This window comes from Hasllibacter sp. MH4015 (genome assembly GCF_020177575.1).
GTDB lineage: Bacteria > Pseudomonadota > Alphaproteobacteria > Rhodobacterales > Rhodobacteraceae > Gymnodinialimonas.
In genome coordinates this window covers 2,439,733-2,454,510 of record NZ_JAHTBK010000001.1, presented here as the reverse complement: position 1 = coordinate 2,454,510, position 14,778 = coordinate 2,439,733, and the positions used below count along the sequence as shown (strand labels likewise).

Here is a 14,778-nt window from a genome sequence, read left to right as displayed (position 1 = left end):
GATGCGCATCGCAAAGCCCCTTCTTGTCCTTCCGACGCTCTCGCTCCTCGCGGCATGCGCATCCATGCCGGCCCAACCGACGCAGGTGGAGGTGAGCCGGACCGCAATCGAGGTCACGATGTCCAACCGCCAGACCTGCATCGGACCCGCTCCCGCGCCTGCGACGGGCAGCAGCTGGCAAGGCACATTGCAGGGCTGTGACAGCCCCTACCCCTATCGGGTCCAACTGGATGACAGCGGCAATCCGATCCGGCTTGGATTGGAGCAGGTCTTTGCGAGCATCGGCGTGGACATCGCGCCGATCGCGCGGGTGGAGATTGACGGCCCGGCGGGAAATACCTGGACCTTCGCCTCCCCGCGCCCTGTCGAGGACGACGATTGAAGCAACCTACGGGGTAATGAGGGATTGCGCTTTGCCTTGCGGCAAATCGCCCGGGGGCGCCGCCGCTGCGCGACGGCGCGGCACTACACCCGCGTCGCGTATGAGAAGCCACCCGGGCTAGCCGCAGCCATTCCTCCCGGGCGGTCTTCCACGTGCACGGCCATCGGCGTCCCCGCCTGTACCGCAGATCCATCATTGCGAGAGATGCTTAACGAAGCGTGAACGCCTGTCTTCCATGTGCCGAAAATATCCCCGCCGGAGGCATTATACTCTTGATCCGCTTCCTACCGATTGCGGCATCGGTCAAATTTCTTGCCTAGACGTGGGGGCGCTGCCCCCGTCGCCCAAGGGCGACTCCCCCCGGGATATTTCTGGCACATGGAAGACGGGCAGGGTGGAGGTCGGGTGGCCCCGGCAAGGGCCACCGCGCGCGAGGGCGTCAGCCCGAGCGCGCCCCCGGCGATTTGCGGCAACGCAAAGCGCAATCGCTCCCACGCATTAGAGCGGCCAGACGATCAGGATCGTCGGGATCGAGACGGCGATCACAATCACCTCCAGCGGCAATCCCATCCGCCAGTAATCCCCGAACCGGTATCCGCCGGGCCCCAGGATCAGGGTGTTGTTCTTGTGTCCGATCGGCGTGAGGAACGCGGCCGACGCGGCCACGGCCACCGCCATCAGGAATGGGTCCGGCGACACGCCGAGCGCCTGCGCCATGGTGATGCCAACGGGTGCCGCGACGATGGCAGTGGCGGTGTTGTTGAGCACGTCCGACATCGTCATCGTGACCACCATCAGCACCGTCAGGATTGCCCAAGGCGGCAATCCGTCCGTCAGGCCCACGAGCGCGCCCGCGATCAGCTCGGTCCCGCCGGAGCTTTCCAGTGCCGCGCCGAGGGGGATCATGGAGCCCAGAAGGACCACGACCGGCCATTCGATATGGTCGTAGATCTCCGATAGGGGCAGGATCCGGAGCAGTACGTAACCCACCGCCACGATCCCCAGCGCGATCGGCAGATAGACGAGCCCCAGTGACGCCGCGATCACCGCCGCGGCGAAGAGGCCAATCGCGGCCCATGTCTTGGTGTCGTTCGTCACAGTCAGGCCCCGGTCGGCCAGGGTCAGGCCCCCCAGCCAGCTGACCACGTCATCGGCGCGGTCGGACGGCACCAGGAGCAGCAGGATATCGCCCGGTTCCACCACGGTCTTGCGCAACCGCTTGGTGATCCGGGTTCCCTTGCGCGCGATCCCCATCAGCGTGCTCGATTGTCGCCACGACAATCCCACGCTCTCCGCGGTCTTGCCGGATATGCGCGCGCCGTCCTGCACCACCATCTCGATGAAGCTGACCCCGTCGCCCGTCACCGCATCGGTGCCGCCGCCCGATGCCACTTCCAGCGACTGGCCCACCCGGAATTCGTCCAACGCCTCGGGGGAGGCTTCCAGGACGAGCACGTCGCCCTCCCTCAGACGCAGGTTGCGCCCGGTGCCGAAGCGCCTTTTGCCGTCGCGCAGGATGCCCAGAAGCGCCACGTCCGCTTCCGCCGCCGCGGCTTCCAGCTCGCGCAGGCGCGTGTCGTTGAGCTTGGAGCCTTCGGGCACCCGCAGCTCCGAGATGTAAGGCTCCAGCTGCGCCAGCTGATCGCCCACTCCGGAATCCCGCCCGGGGATCAGACGCCAGCCGATCAGCGCCACGAAAGCGAGCCCCGCCAAAGCCGCCACGCCGCCCACAGGGGCAAAATCGAACATCCGGAACGTCTCTCCCAGGGAATCCTCGCGGATCGTGGCGATTATGATATTGGGGGGCGTCCCGATCAGCGTCGCCATGCCGCCCAGGATCGTCGCGAAGCTCAGCGGCATCAGCGAAATGCCGGGGCTGCGCCCGGCCTTGCGCGCCGTAGCGATGTCCACCGGCATAAGCAGGGCCAGCGCCGCGACATTGTTCATGAACGCCGACAGGACCGCGCCGATCCCGCCCATGATCGCGATATGGGCCCCCAGCGACCGGCCCGCATCCACCAGCGTGCGCGTGATCAGGAACACCGCACCCGACCGCACCAACCCGGCCGAGACGACCAGCACAAGCGCCACGACCAACACCGCCGGATGGCCGAAGCCCGCGAAGGCCTCCGACGGTTCCACCACGCCCAGAACCGTGCCGACCATCAGGGCGGAGAAGGCCACGAGGTCGTACCGGAACCGACCCCAAAGGAGCAGGCCGAACACCGCGCCGAACAGCGTGAAGAGGATGATCTGCTCCGTCGTCATGGGCCGACCTTAGTCAAGGCCGCCCCGACCCGGAACCGCAATCTTCGGCCCGGCGCACGGCGCGCTCAAAGCGGTGCGACATGCGTCATGTCGACGGAGACCGGGCGGTGATCGGAGGTGAAGTCGGACCTGGTATCGAAGACGGCATTCACCGCCTCGTGGATGTCATGCTCCACCCGCCCGGCCTTGGAATGGACGCGCACGCCCGCCCGGTCCAGCGCCGCCTCTCCGGTCACGGATTGAGTGAACATGATATGGTCCAACAGCACTTCCGGCGCGCGCCCCGGATCCCAGGCATCCTGGAACAGGGCCGACCACCGGTGATCGCCACCGCTTTCCAGCCCGTAATCGAACAGGGCGTGGTTCAGGAACCTCTGGGCAAAGAACACATCCCCCTGGAGGTTGGAGATCAGATCGTGGAACAGGTAGCGGCGCTCGAAATATTCCTTGCCGATCCCGTCATTCAGATCACCCAGCAGGAACACCGCCGGCCACGGCTCGTTACGGAATCGATTGTCGATATAGTGGCGGATGTTCACACATTCGGTGGTCAGCTTCACCCGCGCCTCCACCGCGACCTGCTCGACGGCTTCGATCAGGCGCTCTTCCGCCTTGGTGGGCTTGGGCTTCTTCCGCAGGTCGGAGGCCTTCTTGTAATCGTCCCCGCCGAACTTGGATTTCAGATGCGCCCCGATGAAATCCACCCGCTTGCCGCCGATCGTGCAGATCAGGGTCTGGGGATGGCGATAGTGCCAGTGTTCCCGCGACGACCGGGTCGGGTTGGGCACCGCGTCATCCGCCCCGTCGCTGCCATCGCCGAAATCATAGGCCACGTCCACATCCGGGTGGCCGCGGTCCATCTTGAACCACGGATGGTTGACGTTCCACTTGTCCTGGTGCTCTCCACCCGCCTCCGGATCGACGCGGCTTTCGATCTCCGTCGCCTCGCGCCAGCGGGAAATCGGCAGAAGCGTCGGGTCGAGGGCGGGGACCAGCGCGGTCTTCACCAGGAAGAAGATGCCTTGGCTGCCACCGATGTAATATTTGTCTGAGCCCGCCCGCTCCACCACGCTCCACCGGCCCGCCAGATCCTCCGCGCAGAAGGTCTTCAGGCGCGCGATATTGCCGGTCGATGGCCCTTCCTGAATGCACAGGATGTCCGGATTGATCGTCTCGATCTCAAGCGCGATGCGCTCGCGTTGCAGGCGCTGCAACGCCTTGCCCGCCGAAGACGTGACCTTCTTTGAGCGTTGCGGCGTGGTGCGGGTCATGCCTTGCAGCAACTGGCCGAACCATTTGATGTTCCAGGTTGTGAGTTTCAACGTCATGTGGGTGCCCCCCGAATGCTTGGTTTTCAATGGCCGAAGCTTACCACGACCTGCCCGTGAACCCGGCGTGAAAAGGGCGGGGAAAAGCGTGAAATCGCCCGCCTTGCCGCACCGGAGGCGACGTTGTATAGACCCCGCAATCATTGAGATTTCTGCAAGGGGAAAGCCCATGGCCGGCCATTCAAAATGGGCGAATATCCAGCATCGCAAGGGACGTCAGGACAAGCTGCGCTCCAAGCTGTTTTCCAAGCTCGCCAAGGAAATCACCGTCGCCGCCAAGATGGGCGACCCCGACCCCGACAAGAACCCCCGCCTGCGCCTCGCCGTGAAGGAGGCCAAGTCGCAATCCGTGCCCAAGGATGTGATCGACCGCGCGATCAAGAAATCCCAGGGTGGCGATGCGGAGAATTACGATGAGATCCGGTATGAAGGCTATGGCCCCGCCGGTGTCGCCGTGATCGTGGAGGCGATGACCGACAATCGTAATCGCACCGCGTCCACCGTGCGCTCCACCTTCTCCAAGAACGGCGGCAACCTCGGCGAGACTGGCTCTGTCGGGTTCATGTTCGACCGCAAGGGGCAGGTGACATACCCGCTCAGTGCTGGTGACGCTGACACCATCATGATGGCCGCGATCGAGGCTGGCGCCGAGGATGTGGAAACGAACGAGGGCGACGGCGACGAAGATCCCGGTCAACACATCATCTGGTGCGCCGATACCGACCTCAATGAGGTCTCCACCGCGCTGGAGGCGGAACTGGGCGAATCCGAGCACACCAAGCTGGTCTGGCGCCCGACGACAACGACCGAACTGGGCCTGGAAGACGCGCAAAAGCTGATGAAACTGATCGAGGCGCTGGAAGACGACGACGACGTCCAAAGCGTGACGTCGAACGTGGAGATCTCCGACGAAGTCATGGCGGAGCTGGGCGCGGAGTAGGGGGGGCTGTTTGCGTGCCGGACTGCTTTGCCACCCCGTGGGGCGGGACTTGTCCCGCCGCCCGGCCGTCGCTTGCGCATCTCGTAGACCGGGCCTCGGCCCGGATCGGCCCGTGCCCTTAAGGTGGGTGAAACCCACCAGCCACACCACCGTAACGACCCTCCCCAAACCCTTAAAGATCCCTTAACGAAAATTCCTTTCCTCAACCTTTACAGCGCCTTAACCCCCCTTATCACGCGTGATAACCTGGCCCAAATCCCCCTCGACACCACGTCCGCCGCCCGTTAGGCAGGCCCTTCTTGATCCACCCCAAGGCGCGGCCTCATGCTCACGACCTTCACCGCAGGCTTCGCGCTCTCCTTCTCGCTGATCCTCGCCATCGGCGCGCAGAATGCCTTCGTGCTGCGGCAGGGCCTGCGCCGCCTCCACGTCGCGCCTGTCGTCCTCGTCTGCTGCTTGTCCGAGGCCATCTTGATCTTCGCGGGCGTGGCGGGTTTCGGCGTCGTGGCCGACCGCGCGCCGTGGGCGTTGGAGGTGATGCGCTGGGGTGGGGCGGCGTTCCTGCTGGTCTATGGCCTGCGCTCGCTCTGGTCCGCATTCCACAGCGTCGATGCGTTGCGGGCCGAGGGGCAGGCGACCCAGAGCCTGGGTGCCGCTCTGGCGACGACGCTCCTGCTGACCTGGGCCAACCCCCATGTCTATCTCGACACGCTCGGCCTGATCGGCGCGGTTTCGGCCACTTATGGGGAGGGGCGGTGGATCTTCGGGGCCGGCGCGCTGGGCGCGTCATGCGTGTTCTTCGTGGTCCTCGGCTACGGCGCGCGGGCCCTGGCACCGATCTTCGCGCGTCCCAGGGCCTGGGCGTGGCTCGACGGGGTCGTGGGGGTCACGATGCTGGCGCTGGCGGCGAAATTGGCGCTCGACCTCTGAACGGACCTTGTGGCGGGGCGGGCGCAGTGATCTGCTGGCCCGGACATGGAGCATCCAGCCCCCCCAGCCCAAGCCGCCCGCGCGATACCGGGATCGAACCCCGGTTGGGGCATCTTCTGGATGCTTTTGACGGGCGTATGTTTCGTGGCGGTCACGGCAACGGTGAAAGTGGTGGGCGACAGCGTCCCCCCGACCCAGGCGGGTTTCCTGCGCTACGTGCTGGGGCTGGTCTTCCTGATCCCGATGTGGCCGTCGGTGCGCCGCACAAAGCTCGACGGATCGCTCGGCGCGCTGTTCCTCGCCCGCGGTCTGGCCCACGCGCTGGCCGTGTCGATGTGGTTCTTCGCGATGACGCGGATCCCCATCGCCGATGTAACGGCGCTCAACTACCTCAACCCGGTCTACGTGATCTTGCTGGCCGTCATCTTCCTCGGCGAGCGGTTGGGGCCGTGGCGGATCGCGGCGGTGGCCATCGCATTCGTCGGCACCTTCGTCATCATTCGCCCTGGTTTCCGGGAGATCGACGTGGGCCATGTCGTGATGCTTGGCACCGCCGTGGCGATGTCGGTGAGCTATTTCCTCGCCAAGCTCCTGTCGGCGCGGGTGCCTGCGGAGGTCGTGGTCTTCTACCTGTCGATCATCGTGCCGCTGGCGCTTTTGCCGGTGGTCCTGCCGACCTGGGTGCCGGTCAGCTGGGTCGACCTTGGCTGGCTGTTCCTGTGCGCGGCCCTCGCCACGGCGGGGCACTACACGATGACACTCGCATTCCGCGCCGCACCCCTGGCCGTGACACAGCCGGTGACGTTTCTGCAACTCATCTGGGCGACCGCCCTTGGCGTTCTGGTCTTCGGGGAGCCTGTGGACGCGTTCGTGATCCTGGGCGGGGCGATGATCATCGCGGCGGTCAGCTTCATCACCTGGCGCGAGGCCCTGCGCGGCCGCAAGGGGCCGGTCGCCGAAGCCGTCGAGAAAACGCCCTGAAACTGTGCAGCGGGGCGGGTTTGCGCACAGGGCGGATGCAATTTGTCTTGCTGCGCCGCCGCAATATCGCCGGTGCGTCTTGTGCGAGGCGACGCTCTCTTTTGGTCTTCTCTCACACGGGAGGACATCCATGACCCTTGAAGCGGTAATCTTCGGCGGGATCGGCAGTATCGCCGAATGTGCGGACATTGATCGTGCGGCGTGGAATGCCGCGTTCCGCGCCCATGACGTGCCTTGGACCTGGTCGGCGGAGACCTATGCCGAGTTGATGCGCGCAGGCGGCGACCGGCAATTGGCGGCCCGCTATCGCGCGCGGACCGGAGAGGCGGCCTTGGTGGATGATCTGGTGCTTGACGCGACGCACCAGAAGATCTTCGCCTCGATCCTCACGCGGGAGATCCCGTTGCGCCCGGGCGTCGCGCGGGTTTTGCAATGGTCGATGCGCGGGGGTCTGAAGCTGGGGCTTGTGACGCGGGCCGAAATGGGTCCGGTCCGCGCCCTTCTGCAGGCCACGGCACGGTTGCGGTTCGGAATCGAATTCGACGTCGCCGTCCTGCGCGGGGACGTGGCCCACCTTGCCCCCGATCCCGAGGGGATGGAGCGCGCAGTGGCGCAGCTTGGCGTCGGACGGGCGCGGGTCACGGTGGTGGCCGACACGCCCGCCACGGCGGCGGCCGCCCAAAGCGCGGGCCTGTCGGTGCTGGCCTTCCCGGGCCTCCTGAGCGCGCCCGCGCCCGGCGATTTCGGGGCCTTGCCGCGCGTCAGCGTGCTCAGCCCCGAAGCGATCACCGGCTCTTGGTGCGGGGCGGTGCCCACCGCGGCGCAATAGGGCGCGGATTTGATCCAGCGCAAGGTGCACCGGGGCGCGATGGCGTTGGATAGGCCGATCAGTGGAAGAGGAGGAACCCGATGTCCCACACGCCCCATGAACTGGCCGAAGAATTTCCCGACGATGCCGATGCGATCCACGCGCTCAAGACGTCGGACGCACATTTCGCGAAGCTCGCCGATGCCTATCACGAGGTGAACCGCGCCGTGCACCGGGCCGAGACGGGTGTGGAGCCCCTCGACGACATGGCCGAGACCCAGTTGCGCAAGGAGCGGATGCGGCTGAAGGACGAGATTGCTGGGATGCTGGCGAAAGCCTAGGCGGCCGGGATAGACTGACAAAAGGTGCGGCGAAGCCGCAAGGTTTTGCCTCACCCCGCCGCTTGCGCAGCGGGGCTCAGGTGAGGGGGCGCTGCCCCCGTCGCCCGGGGGGCGACTCCCCCGGGATATTTTCGGCACATGGAAGTGGGGCGCGCGGATCAGGCGGCCGGGCCAGACGCCCCTTCGAGCCGCGTCTGAAGCCGCTCGAAAAACTGGTCGGCCATCTTGGTGGCGAAACTGTCGACCAGGCGGGAGCCCAGTTGCGCGAGCTTGCCGCCCACTTTCGCGTCGACGTCGTAGGTCAACTCCGTCCCGCCATCGGGATGGTCGGCCAGATGGACCTTGGCCGCGCCCTTGGCAAACCCGGCGACGCCGCCCTTGCCCTCGCCCGAGATCGTGTAGCTGGTTTCCGGCACGACATCGTAGAGGGTGACGTCGCCCTTGAAGGTGGCTTTCACCGGTCCGACCTTTTGCTTGACCACGGCCGAAAACCCCGCCTCCGGGGAGCCGGTCAATTCCTCGCAGCCGGGAATGCAGGCCTGGAGCGTTTCGGCATCGTTGAGCGCGGCCCAGACCGCGGCGCGGTCGGCGGCGATGTGGCGGCTTGCATGCATTTCCATGGGGCGGGGTCCTGTGTCGTCTGATCGCTGAGACGGTAACGGGCAGGGGGGCGGGGGGCAATATCCGGCATGGCCTAGGGTGCGACCTCGTAGGGCAGGGTGCCGCGGCGGTTGGGATCGACACTGAGTTGCCGTTCCAGTGGCGGGACCGCGCGCTGGTGGCAATTGGTCCGCTCGCAGATCCGACACGAGATCCCGATCGGCCGGAACGCGGCATCCTGGTCGAGATCCAGATCGTCGGCATAGACAAGATCGGCGGCGTGTCGGACTTCGCAGCCGAGCGAGATCGCGTAGCGCCGGGTCGGGCGGCCCCAGGCGCCGCCGGATTTGGAGACGTCGCGGGCCAGGATGACATAGCGCGCGCCGTCGGGCGTTTCGGCCAATTGGCGCAGGAAGCGGCCCGGCGTCTCGAACGCCTGGTGCACGTTCCACAGGGGGCATGCCCCGCCGAAACGGGCGAATTGCAGCCGCGTGGCGGAGTGGCGCTTGGTGACGGTCCCCGCCTGATCGACCCGGGCGAAGAAGAAGGGCACGCCCTTGGACCCGGGCCGCTGCAGGGTGGAGAGGCGGTGGGCGATCTGCTCGATCGAGGCGGAGAACTGGATGGACAGACGCTCCAGATCATGGCGGGTGTCCTGGGCCGCCTCCGTGAAGCGGGCATAGGGCATCAGGCAGGCGCCCGCGAAATAGTTCGCCATCCCGATCCGCGCAATTTCCCGCGCCGTTTCGGATTGAAACCGGGCGAGGTCCAGCGTGGCCTCGATCAATTCGTGCTGGCCCAGAAGCGCGTATTGGTGGAGCAGTTGGAACCGCTGGGTCTCGGGCGCGGCGCGGGGGCTGAGGGTCAGAGTTTTCGTGTCCGGATCATAGTGGCGTACGCCGTCCCCGGCGACGTGGCGGATCGTGATGCCGCGGTCCGCAAGAACCGCCGAGGTGTGCGCCGCCAGATCCCCGGTCGCGCGCTTGGCAAAGCGTTCGGCGGCGCGGTCCACGGCGTCGATGTAATTGTCGGTATAGTGGAAGAAATCGCGCACTTCCTCCCACGGGGAGGCGGTGGCGGAGGTCTGCTGGCCCAGGGCCTCGTCCAGTGAGGCGAGGCGTTCGTGGGTCTGGCGGTAGGCGCGGTGCAGGTCGAGGAAGGCGCGCGCAAGCGACGGGGCATTGGCGGCAGCCAGGCGCAGGTCCGCCAGATGGGGCTGGGTGTCTGCGAAAAGCGGGTCGGCCAGCGCTTCGCGCATGTCGGAGACGAGGCGGTCGGTATCGGAGGCCGAAAGCTCCGTGATGTCGACGCCGAAATCCTGGGCGAGCCCGAGCAGGACGGTGGTGGAGAGGGGGCGGTTGTTGTTCTCCATCTGGTTGAGATAGGGCAGGGAAATCCCGAGCTTCGCGGCGAAATCCTTCTGGGTCAGGCCAAGGCGCGTGCGCACGGACCGCAGCTTGGCGCCGACATAGAGTTTCTGGGTGGCCATGGGTGTGTGTCCCGCGAGTTTGCAGAACAAGGTTTGCGGATTTGCAGATGGATTGGCAAGGGGAGCCCGAACGCGCCTAGGGTCCGGACACCCGCGCCTCGCGCCGGATCGTGTAGAGGATCGCCAGAACGCCCAGGGCCGAGGCGCTCAGCATCATCAGCAGAAGCGGCATCGCGCCCGCCCCATCGGTCAGCACCACACCGGCCAGTGCGGACAGGCTTGCACCGCCGGCCAGCATGATCGCGCCGCCCAGACCGGATGCGGTTCCGGCCAGGTGCGGGCGCACCGACAACATGCCCGATGTCGCGTTGGGCAGGACCATTCCGTTGCCGAGGCCCACGAAGGTGGTGAAGCCGAAGAACACGAGGGCCGAGCCGTGGCCGAGCAAGAAGATGACGGTGGAGATCAGCAGGCCCGCCGAGGTCAGCACCGCACCCCAAAGGATCATCGTGTTGATGCCGAGCCGCGTGGAATAGCGCCCCGAGATGCCGTTTCCGAAGAAATATCCCAAGGCAGGCGCGCCGAAATAGAGGCCCACACGCGCGGCGGACAGGTCGAACACCTCCGATCCCACGTAAGGCGCGCCGCCGAGATAGGAGAAGAACGAGGCCGAGGCAAAGGCCGCGCAGGCGCAATAGCCCCAGAACCGGCGTGATGCGAAGAGTTCGGGATATTCGCGGAATTGCGCGGCAAAGCTGGCCGACGTGGTCTGCGCCGTCTCCCCCAGATCGCGGAAGATCAGCGCCAGCACCAGCACCCCGAGGATCAGCAGAAGCCAGAAATTCGCCTGCCAGCCCAACGTCTCGTCCAGCGCGCCGCCAATGGCCGGACCAATCATCGGAACAATGGCCATCCCCATTGTGACATAGCCGATCTGGGAGGCGGCCTCGACCTCGTCATTCATGTCGCGCACCACCGCGCGGCCAAGGACAAGGCCCACGACGATCACGGCCTGGATCATGCGGAAGAACAGGAAGACCTCGATCGTGCCGGCCACAAGGCAACCGACGGTCGCCAGAAGAAAGATGACGATCCCGCCAAGAAGCACCGGGCGGCGCCCGAACCGGTCGGAGATCGGGCCGATCAGAAGCTGCAACACCGCGTTCACGCCAAGGTAAAGCGACACGGACAATTGCATGATGCGATATTCGGTATCGAAGAAAGTCGTCATCGCGGGCAGCGACGGCAGGAAGATGTTCATCGACAGCGCGCCAAGGCCCGTCAACACGATCAGTGTGAAGATGTGTGGAGGTGTGGAACGGTCGAGAAACCGAACCGGGACGTGCGTGCTCATGTCCCAGACGTATTCCTCTTGGTCGGGGTCGTCCAGTGCGCGGGCGAACAGGCCTGTGTGCGAGCGTGATTTGCGGATTTGCAAAATTGTGAACGGTTGCGGTAATGGATTTGCAAATATGCCACACAAAGCTGGTCCGCCTCCGCGCGCCCGTGTAGGTTCGCGCAACGCGACGAGGGGAGCACGTGGGACATGAATGATATTCTGGCGGAACTGGATGCACGCCGCGAAGACGCGCGGATGGGCGGCGGCGAGAAACGCGTCGCGGCACAGCATTCCAAGGGCAAGCTGACGGCGCGCGAGCGGATCGAGCTGCTTCTGGATGAGGACAGTTTCGAGGAATACGACATGTTCGTCGCGCACCGCACCACGGAATTCGGGATGGAGGCAAACCGCCCGCCCGGCGACGGGGTCGTGACCGGCTGGGGAACGGTGAACGGGCGGCAGGTCTACGTCTTTTCCCAGGATTTCACCGTGCTTGGCGGGTCGGTTTCGGAAACCCATGGCCAGAAAATCTGCAAGATCATGGACATGGCGATGCAGAACGGTGCGCCCGTGGTCGGGATCAACGATTCCGGCGGCGCGCGCATCCAGGAAGGCGTCGACTCGCTGGCCGCCTACGGCGAGGTTTTCCAGCGCAATATCGAGGCGTCGGGCGTGGTTCCCCAGATCTCCATGATCATGGGGCCCTGCGCCGGTGGCGCCGTCTATTCCCCGGCGATGACGGACTTCATCTTCATGGTGAAGGATTCCTCCTACATGTTCGTGACCGGCCCCGACGTGGTGAAGACCGTGACCAACGAGGTCGTGACCGCGGAGGAACTGGGCGGTGCATCGACCCACACGCGGAAAAGCTCCGTCGCCGATGGCGCATTTGAGAATGATGTCGAGGCGCTGAACGAGGTGCGCCGCCTGATCGACTTCCTGCCGCTCAGCAACCGCGAAAAACCGCCGGTGCGGCCCTTCTTCGACAGCCCCGACCGGATCGAGGAAAGCCTCGATACCCTGATCCCTGATAATCCGAACCAGCCCTACGACATGAAGGAACTGATCCAGAAGATCGCCGACGAAGGCGATTTCTACGAGATTCAGGAGGATTTCGCGGGCAATATCATCACCGGATTTATCCGGTTGGAGGGACAGACGGTCGGCGTCGTGGCCAATCAGCCAATGGTGCTTGCCGGGGTTCTGGATATCGACAGCGCGCGCAAGGGGGCCCGTTTCGTGCGGTTCTGCGATTGTTTCGAGATCCCGATCCTCAGCCTCGTGGATGTCCCGGGCTTCCTGCCCGGCACGGCGCAGGAATACGATGGCGTCATCAAGCACGGCGCGAAGCTCCTCTTCGCCTATGGCGAGGCGACGGTGCCGAAAGTGACGGTGATTACCCGCAAGGCCTATGGCGGGGCCTACGTGGTGATGGCCTCCAAGCACATGCGGGCGGATGTGAATTACGCCTGGCCCACGGCGGAGATCGCGGTGATGGGCGCGAAAGGGGCGGTGGAGATTCTGCACCGCGCCGATCTGGGTGACGCGGACAGGATAGCGGCCCATACCAAGGAATACGAGGATCGCTTCGCCAACCCCTTCGTGGCGGCCGAACGCGGCTTCATTGACGAGGTGATCCAGCCCCATTCCACCCGGCGCCGCGTCTGCCGGGCCTTTGCTGCGCTCCGGCGGAAAAGCCAGACGCGCCCGTGGAAGAAGCACGACAACATCCCGCTCTGATGGCCCGCGACGCATGGCATATCACCCGCGATGAGCGGACCCTGACCCTGTCGCGCACCCGCGACGTGCGGTTCGATCTTGCGCAGTTGAGCTTCATTCCAGGCGAGGATTTGAGCCGGTCGCGCCTCGCCCACCAGATCCGGCAGGACATGTGGCGCCGGTTGCAGCGGTTGCGGGGCTTCTGCCCGGCCGTTCGCGTGACCGCGCAGGACGGCGGCATGGCCGTGCTGGCCGGTGGCGCGGTCCATGGCCCGGTGACGCGACGCGCGGCGGAGACAATCGCCGACATGCTTGACGATCCCGATCTTCGCGCGCGCTGGATCAAACATGCGCGGAGGCGGCCATGAGCCGGATCGCCGCCCCCGCCGCCGCCCCTTCCGGAACCGCCGCGCGCGCCCGTGCGTTCGAATGGAAAGGAAAGTGCCATGACCAAGGATCACGGACCGTCCATCAAGGACGACGAAACCTACGAAGCCCTGCGCAAGGACGGGGCGTCGAAACAGAAGGCCGCGCGGATCGCCAATGCGCAGGCCTCCGACGATCAGAACCCGTCGAAGAAAGGCGGCAAGGCACCGCCCTACGAGGAATGGACAAAGGACGCGCTTTACGATCGCGCGCAGGAACTGGAGATCGACGGCCGCTCGGACATGAGCAAGGACGAGTTGATCGAGGCGCTGCGCAAATCCTGACCCGGGTCGGGGGTGCGGCATGACCCACGCCCTCACCATCACCCACGCCGACGACCGCCCGTTCCAGGGCGAAGGGCTGCGGGCGTTTTTCGAATATGCCGACCTCAAGATCGGCGCGGCCACCGGGGGCGCGTTCGGGGCCCACGTGATCCGCGCCGTGCCGGGGGAGGAAAGCCCCGGCGCGTGGCATTCCCATGACCTCGACTTCCAGTTGGTCTATGTCACGAAGGGTTGGGTGGTCTTCGAGTACGAGGGCGCGGGCGAGCATATCCTGCGCGAAGGGTCTTGCGTCTTGCAGCCGCCGGGGATCCGCCACCGCGAGGTCCGCCATTCCGACGACATGGAGCTGATTGAGATCACCGCGCCGGGCGACTTCCCCACCACGCCGGAGGACGCGCCGACATGATGCGCCTTGTCTACCTTCTCCTCGCGCTCTGCATCGTGGGCCTTGCTGTCTTCTTCCTGTTGCCTCGCGGCGGGCCGGAGATCTGCACGACGGACGAGGCGCTGACTGCACCATCGGGCCGGGTCCTGACGCTTTGCGACGTCGTCTATGAGATCCAGCCCAACAACGATGCCTGGGTCGTGGTGCGCGTGACCGACCCCGCCCTGCCGGAGGGGCGGGACGTGGCCGAGGTCTCGGACCACGATTGGGCTTGCGAGATCTGGGGGCTGGAGGCCCTGGAAAAGGAGCCGCGCCCGACGCGCATCATCGTGCAGGTCATGCAGACCCCCTTCGTGCGCGGAGAGCCCGCCCCCGGCATTCGACAGGCGATCGAGGCCTATACCGAAGACAACGGCACCTGCATCTGGGAGCTTCTGTGATGTCCCACACGGCCCGATCCAACCTTTGTGATGCATTCGAGTCACACGCCGCCCATCTTTGCAGCACCCCCTGTGGAGAATTCCGCGAGCCGTGTAACGTTTGCCCCAGCTGCGCCAATGCAGCTGTACCTCGGATCGTGGCCGGGTCCATTGGCATTCGTCCAGTAGGCTCGGTCAC

16 protein-coding genes are annotated in these 14,778 nt (G+C 65.6%); 11 read left to right on the top strand and 5 right to left on the bottom strand.

The genetic code is table 11. The annotated features are described in order from the left end of the window. Position 1: 1 nt before the first annotated feature. Positions 2–382 (top strand): hypothetical protein, encoded by a 381-nt coding sequence (locus KUW62_RS12585; RefSeq protein WP_224815816.1) that lies wholly within the window; start codon positions 2–4, stop codon positions 380–382. 498 nt (positions 383–880) lie between these two features. Here the strand turns inward: KUW62_RS12585 and KUW62_RS12580 are convergent, their stop codons facing one another. Together KUW62_RS12580 and KUW62_RS12575 are read right to left on the bottom strand one after the other, a co-directional pair. Beyond that, the gene (locus KUW62_RS12580) at positions 881–2,650 is read right to left on the bottom strand and encodes an SLC13 family permease (RefSeq protein ID WP_224815815.1); all 1,770 of its coding nucleotides are present in this window, start codon (positions 2,648–2,650) and stop codon (positions 881–883) included. Positions 2,651–2,715: 65 nt separating this feature from the next. Then, a complete protein-coding gene (locus KUW62_RS12575) occupies positions 2,716–3,972 on the bottom strand; it encodes a hypothetical protein (RefSeq protein ID WP_224815814.1) in 1,257 nt (418 codons plus the stop codon). A 175-nt stretch (positions 3,973–4,147) separates the two neighbouring features. Between KUW62_RS12575 and KUW62_RS12570 the strand changes: the two genes are divergently transcribed. The 5 genes from KUW62_RS12570 to KUW62_RS12550 all read left to right on the top strand — a co-directional run bounded on the left by KUW62_RS12570 (position 4,148) and on the right by KUW62_RS12550 (position 7,978). Continuing rightward, entirely contained in the window at positions 4,148–4,918 is a 771-nt protein-coding gene (locus tag KUW62_RS12570) for a YebC/PmpR family DNA-binding transcriptional regulator (protein ID WP_224815813.1), read from the top strand. 324 nt (positions 4,919–5,242) lie between these two features. Continuing rightward, positions 5,243–5,848, top strand: a complete 606-nt coding sequence (locus KUW62_RS12565) for a LysE/ArgO family amino acid transporter (RefSeq protein ID WP_224815812.1) — start codon at positions 5,243–5,245, stop codon at positions 5,846–5,848. A 45-nt stretch (positions 5,849–5,893) separates the two neighbouring features. After that, positions 5,894–6,829 (top strand): DMT family transporter, encoded by a 936-nt coding sequence (locus tag KUW62_RS12560; RefSeq protein WP_224815811.1) that lies wholly within the window; start codon positions 5,894–5,896, stop codon positions 6,827–6,829. Positions 6,830–6,959: 130 nt separating this feature from the next. Next, positions 6,960–7,658: an HAD family hydrolase gene (locus KUW62_RS12555; protein WP_224815810.1), complete on the top strand. Its 699-nt coding sequence runs from the start codon at positions 6,960–6,962 to the stop codon at positions 7,656–7,658. An 80-nt stretch (positions 7,659–7,738) separates the two neighbouring features. After that, the gene (locus KUW62_RS12550) at positions 7,739–7,978 is read left to right on the top strand and encodes a YdcH family protein (protein ID WP_224815809.1); all 240 of its coding nucleotides are present in this window, start codon (positions 7,739–7,741) and stop codon (positions 7,976–7,978) included. A 158-nt stretch (positions 7,979–8,136) separates the two neighbouring features. Here the strand turns inward: KUW62_RS12550 and KUW62_RS12545 are convergent, their stop codons facing one another. The 3 genes from KUW62_RS12545 to KUW62_RS12535 form a co-directional block, all read right to left on the bottom strand. Then, positions 8,137–8,598 carry a CoxG family protein gene (locus KUW62_RS12545; protein ID WP_224815808.1) on the bottom strand — a complete coding sequence of 154 codons (462 nt, stop codon included), beginning with the start codon at positions 8,596–8,598 and terminating at the stop codon, positions 8,137–8,139. A gap of 74 nt (positions 8,599–8,672) precedes the next feature. After that, on the bottom strand, positions 8,673–10,067 hold the full coding sequence (locus KUW62_RS12540) for a short-chain fatty acyl-CoA regulator family protein (protein WP_224815807.1): 1,395 nt from the start codon (positions 10,065–10,067) through the stop codon (positions 8,673–8,675). A 76-nt stretch (positions 10,068–10,143) separates the two neighbouring features. Next, on the bottom strand, positions 10,144–11,361 hold the full coding sequence (locus KUW62_RS12535; protein WP_224815806.1) for a multidrug effflux MFS transporter: 1,218 nt from the start codon (positions 11,359–11,361) through the stop codon (positions 10,144–10,146). Between the two features lie 192 nt (positions 11,362–11,553). Here KUW62_RS12535 and KUW62_RS12530 point away from each other — a divergent pair, with 192 nt between their 5' ends. The 5 genes from KUW62_RS12530 to KUW62_RS12510 all read left to right on the top strand — a co-directional run bounded on the left by KUW62_RS12530 (position 11,554) and on the right by KUW62_RS12510 (position 14,600). After that, positions 11,554–13,086 (top strand): acyl-CoA carboxylase subunit beta, encoded by a 1,533-nt coding sequence (locus KUW62_RS12530; RefSeq protein ID WP_224815805.1) that lies wholly within the window; start codon positions 11,554–11,556, stop codon positions 13,084–13,086. Further along, a complete protein-coding gene (locus KUW62_RS12525) occupies positions 13,086–13,433 on the top strand; it encodes a hypothetical protein (RefSeq protein WP_224815804.1) in 348 nt (115 codons plus the stop codon). Before KUW62_RS12530 ends, KUW62_RS12525 begins: the two co-directional genes overlap by 1 nt. A gap of 78 nt (positions 13,434–13,511) precedes the next feature. After that, on the top strand, positions 13,512–13,775 hold the full coding sequence (locus tag KUW62_RS12520) for a Rho termination factor (protein ID WP_224815803.1): 264 nt from the start codon (positions 13,512–13,514) through the stop codon (positions 13,773–13,775). Between the two features lie 19 nt (positions 13,776–13,794). Beyond that, positions 13,795–14,181 carry a cupin domain-containing protein gene (locus tag KUW62_RS12515; RefSeq protein ID WP_224815802.1) on the top strand — a complete coding sequence of 129 codons (387 nt, stop codon included), beginning with the start codon at positions 13,795–13,797 and terminating at the stop codon, positions 14,179–14,181. Next, positions 14,178–14,600 (top strand): DUF6497 family protein, encoded by a 423-nt coding sequence (locus KUW62_RS12510; protein WP_224815801.1) that lies wholly within the window; start codon positions 14,178–14,180, stop codon positions 14,598–14,600. Before KUW62_RS12515 ends, KUW62_RS12510 begins: the two co-directional genes overlap by 4 nt. Positions 14,601–14,778: the final 178 nt, after the last annotated feature.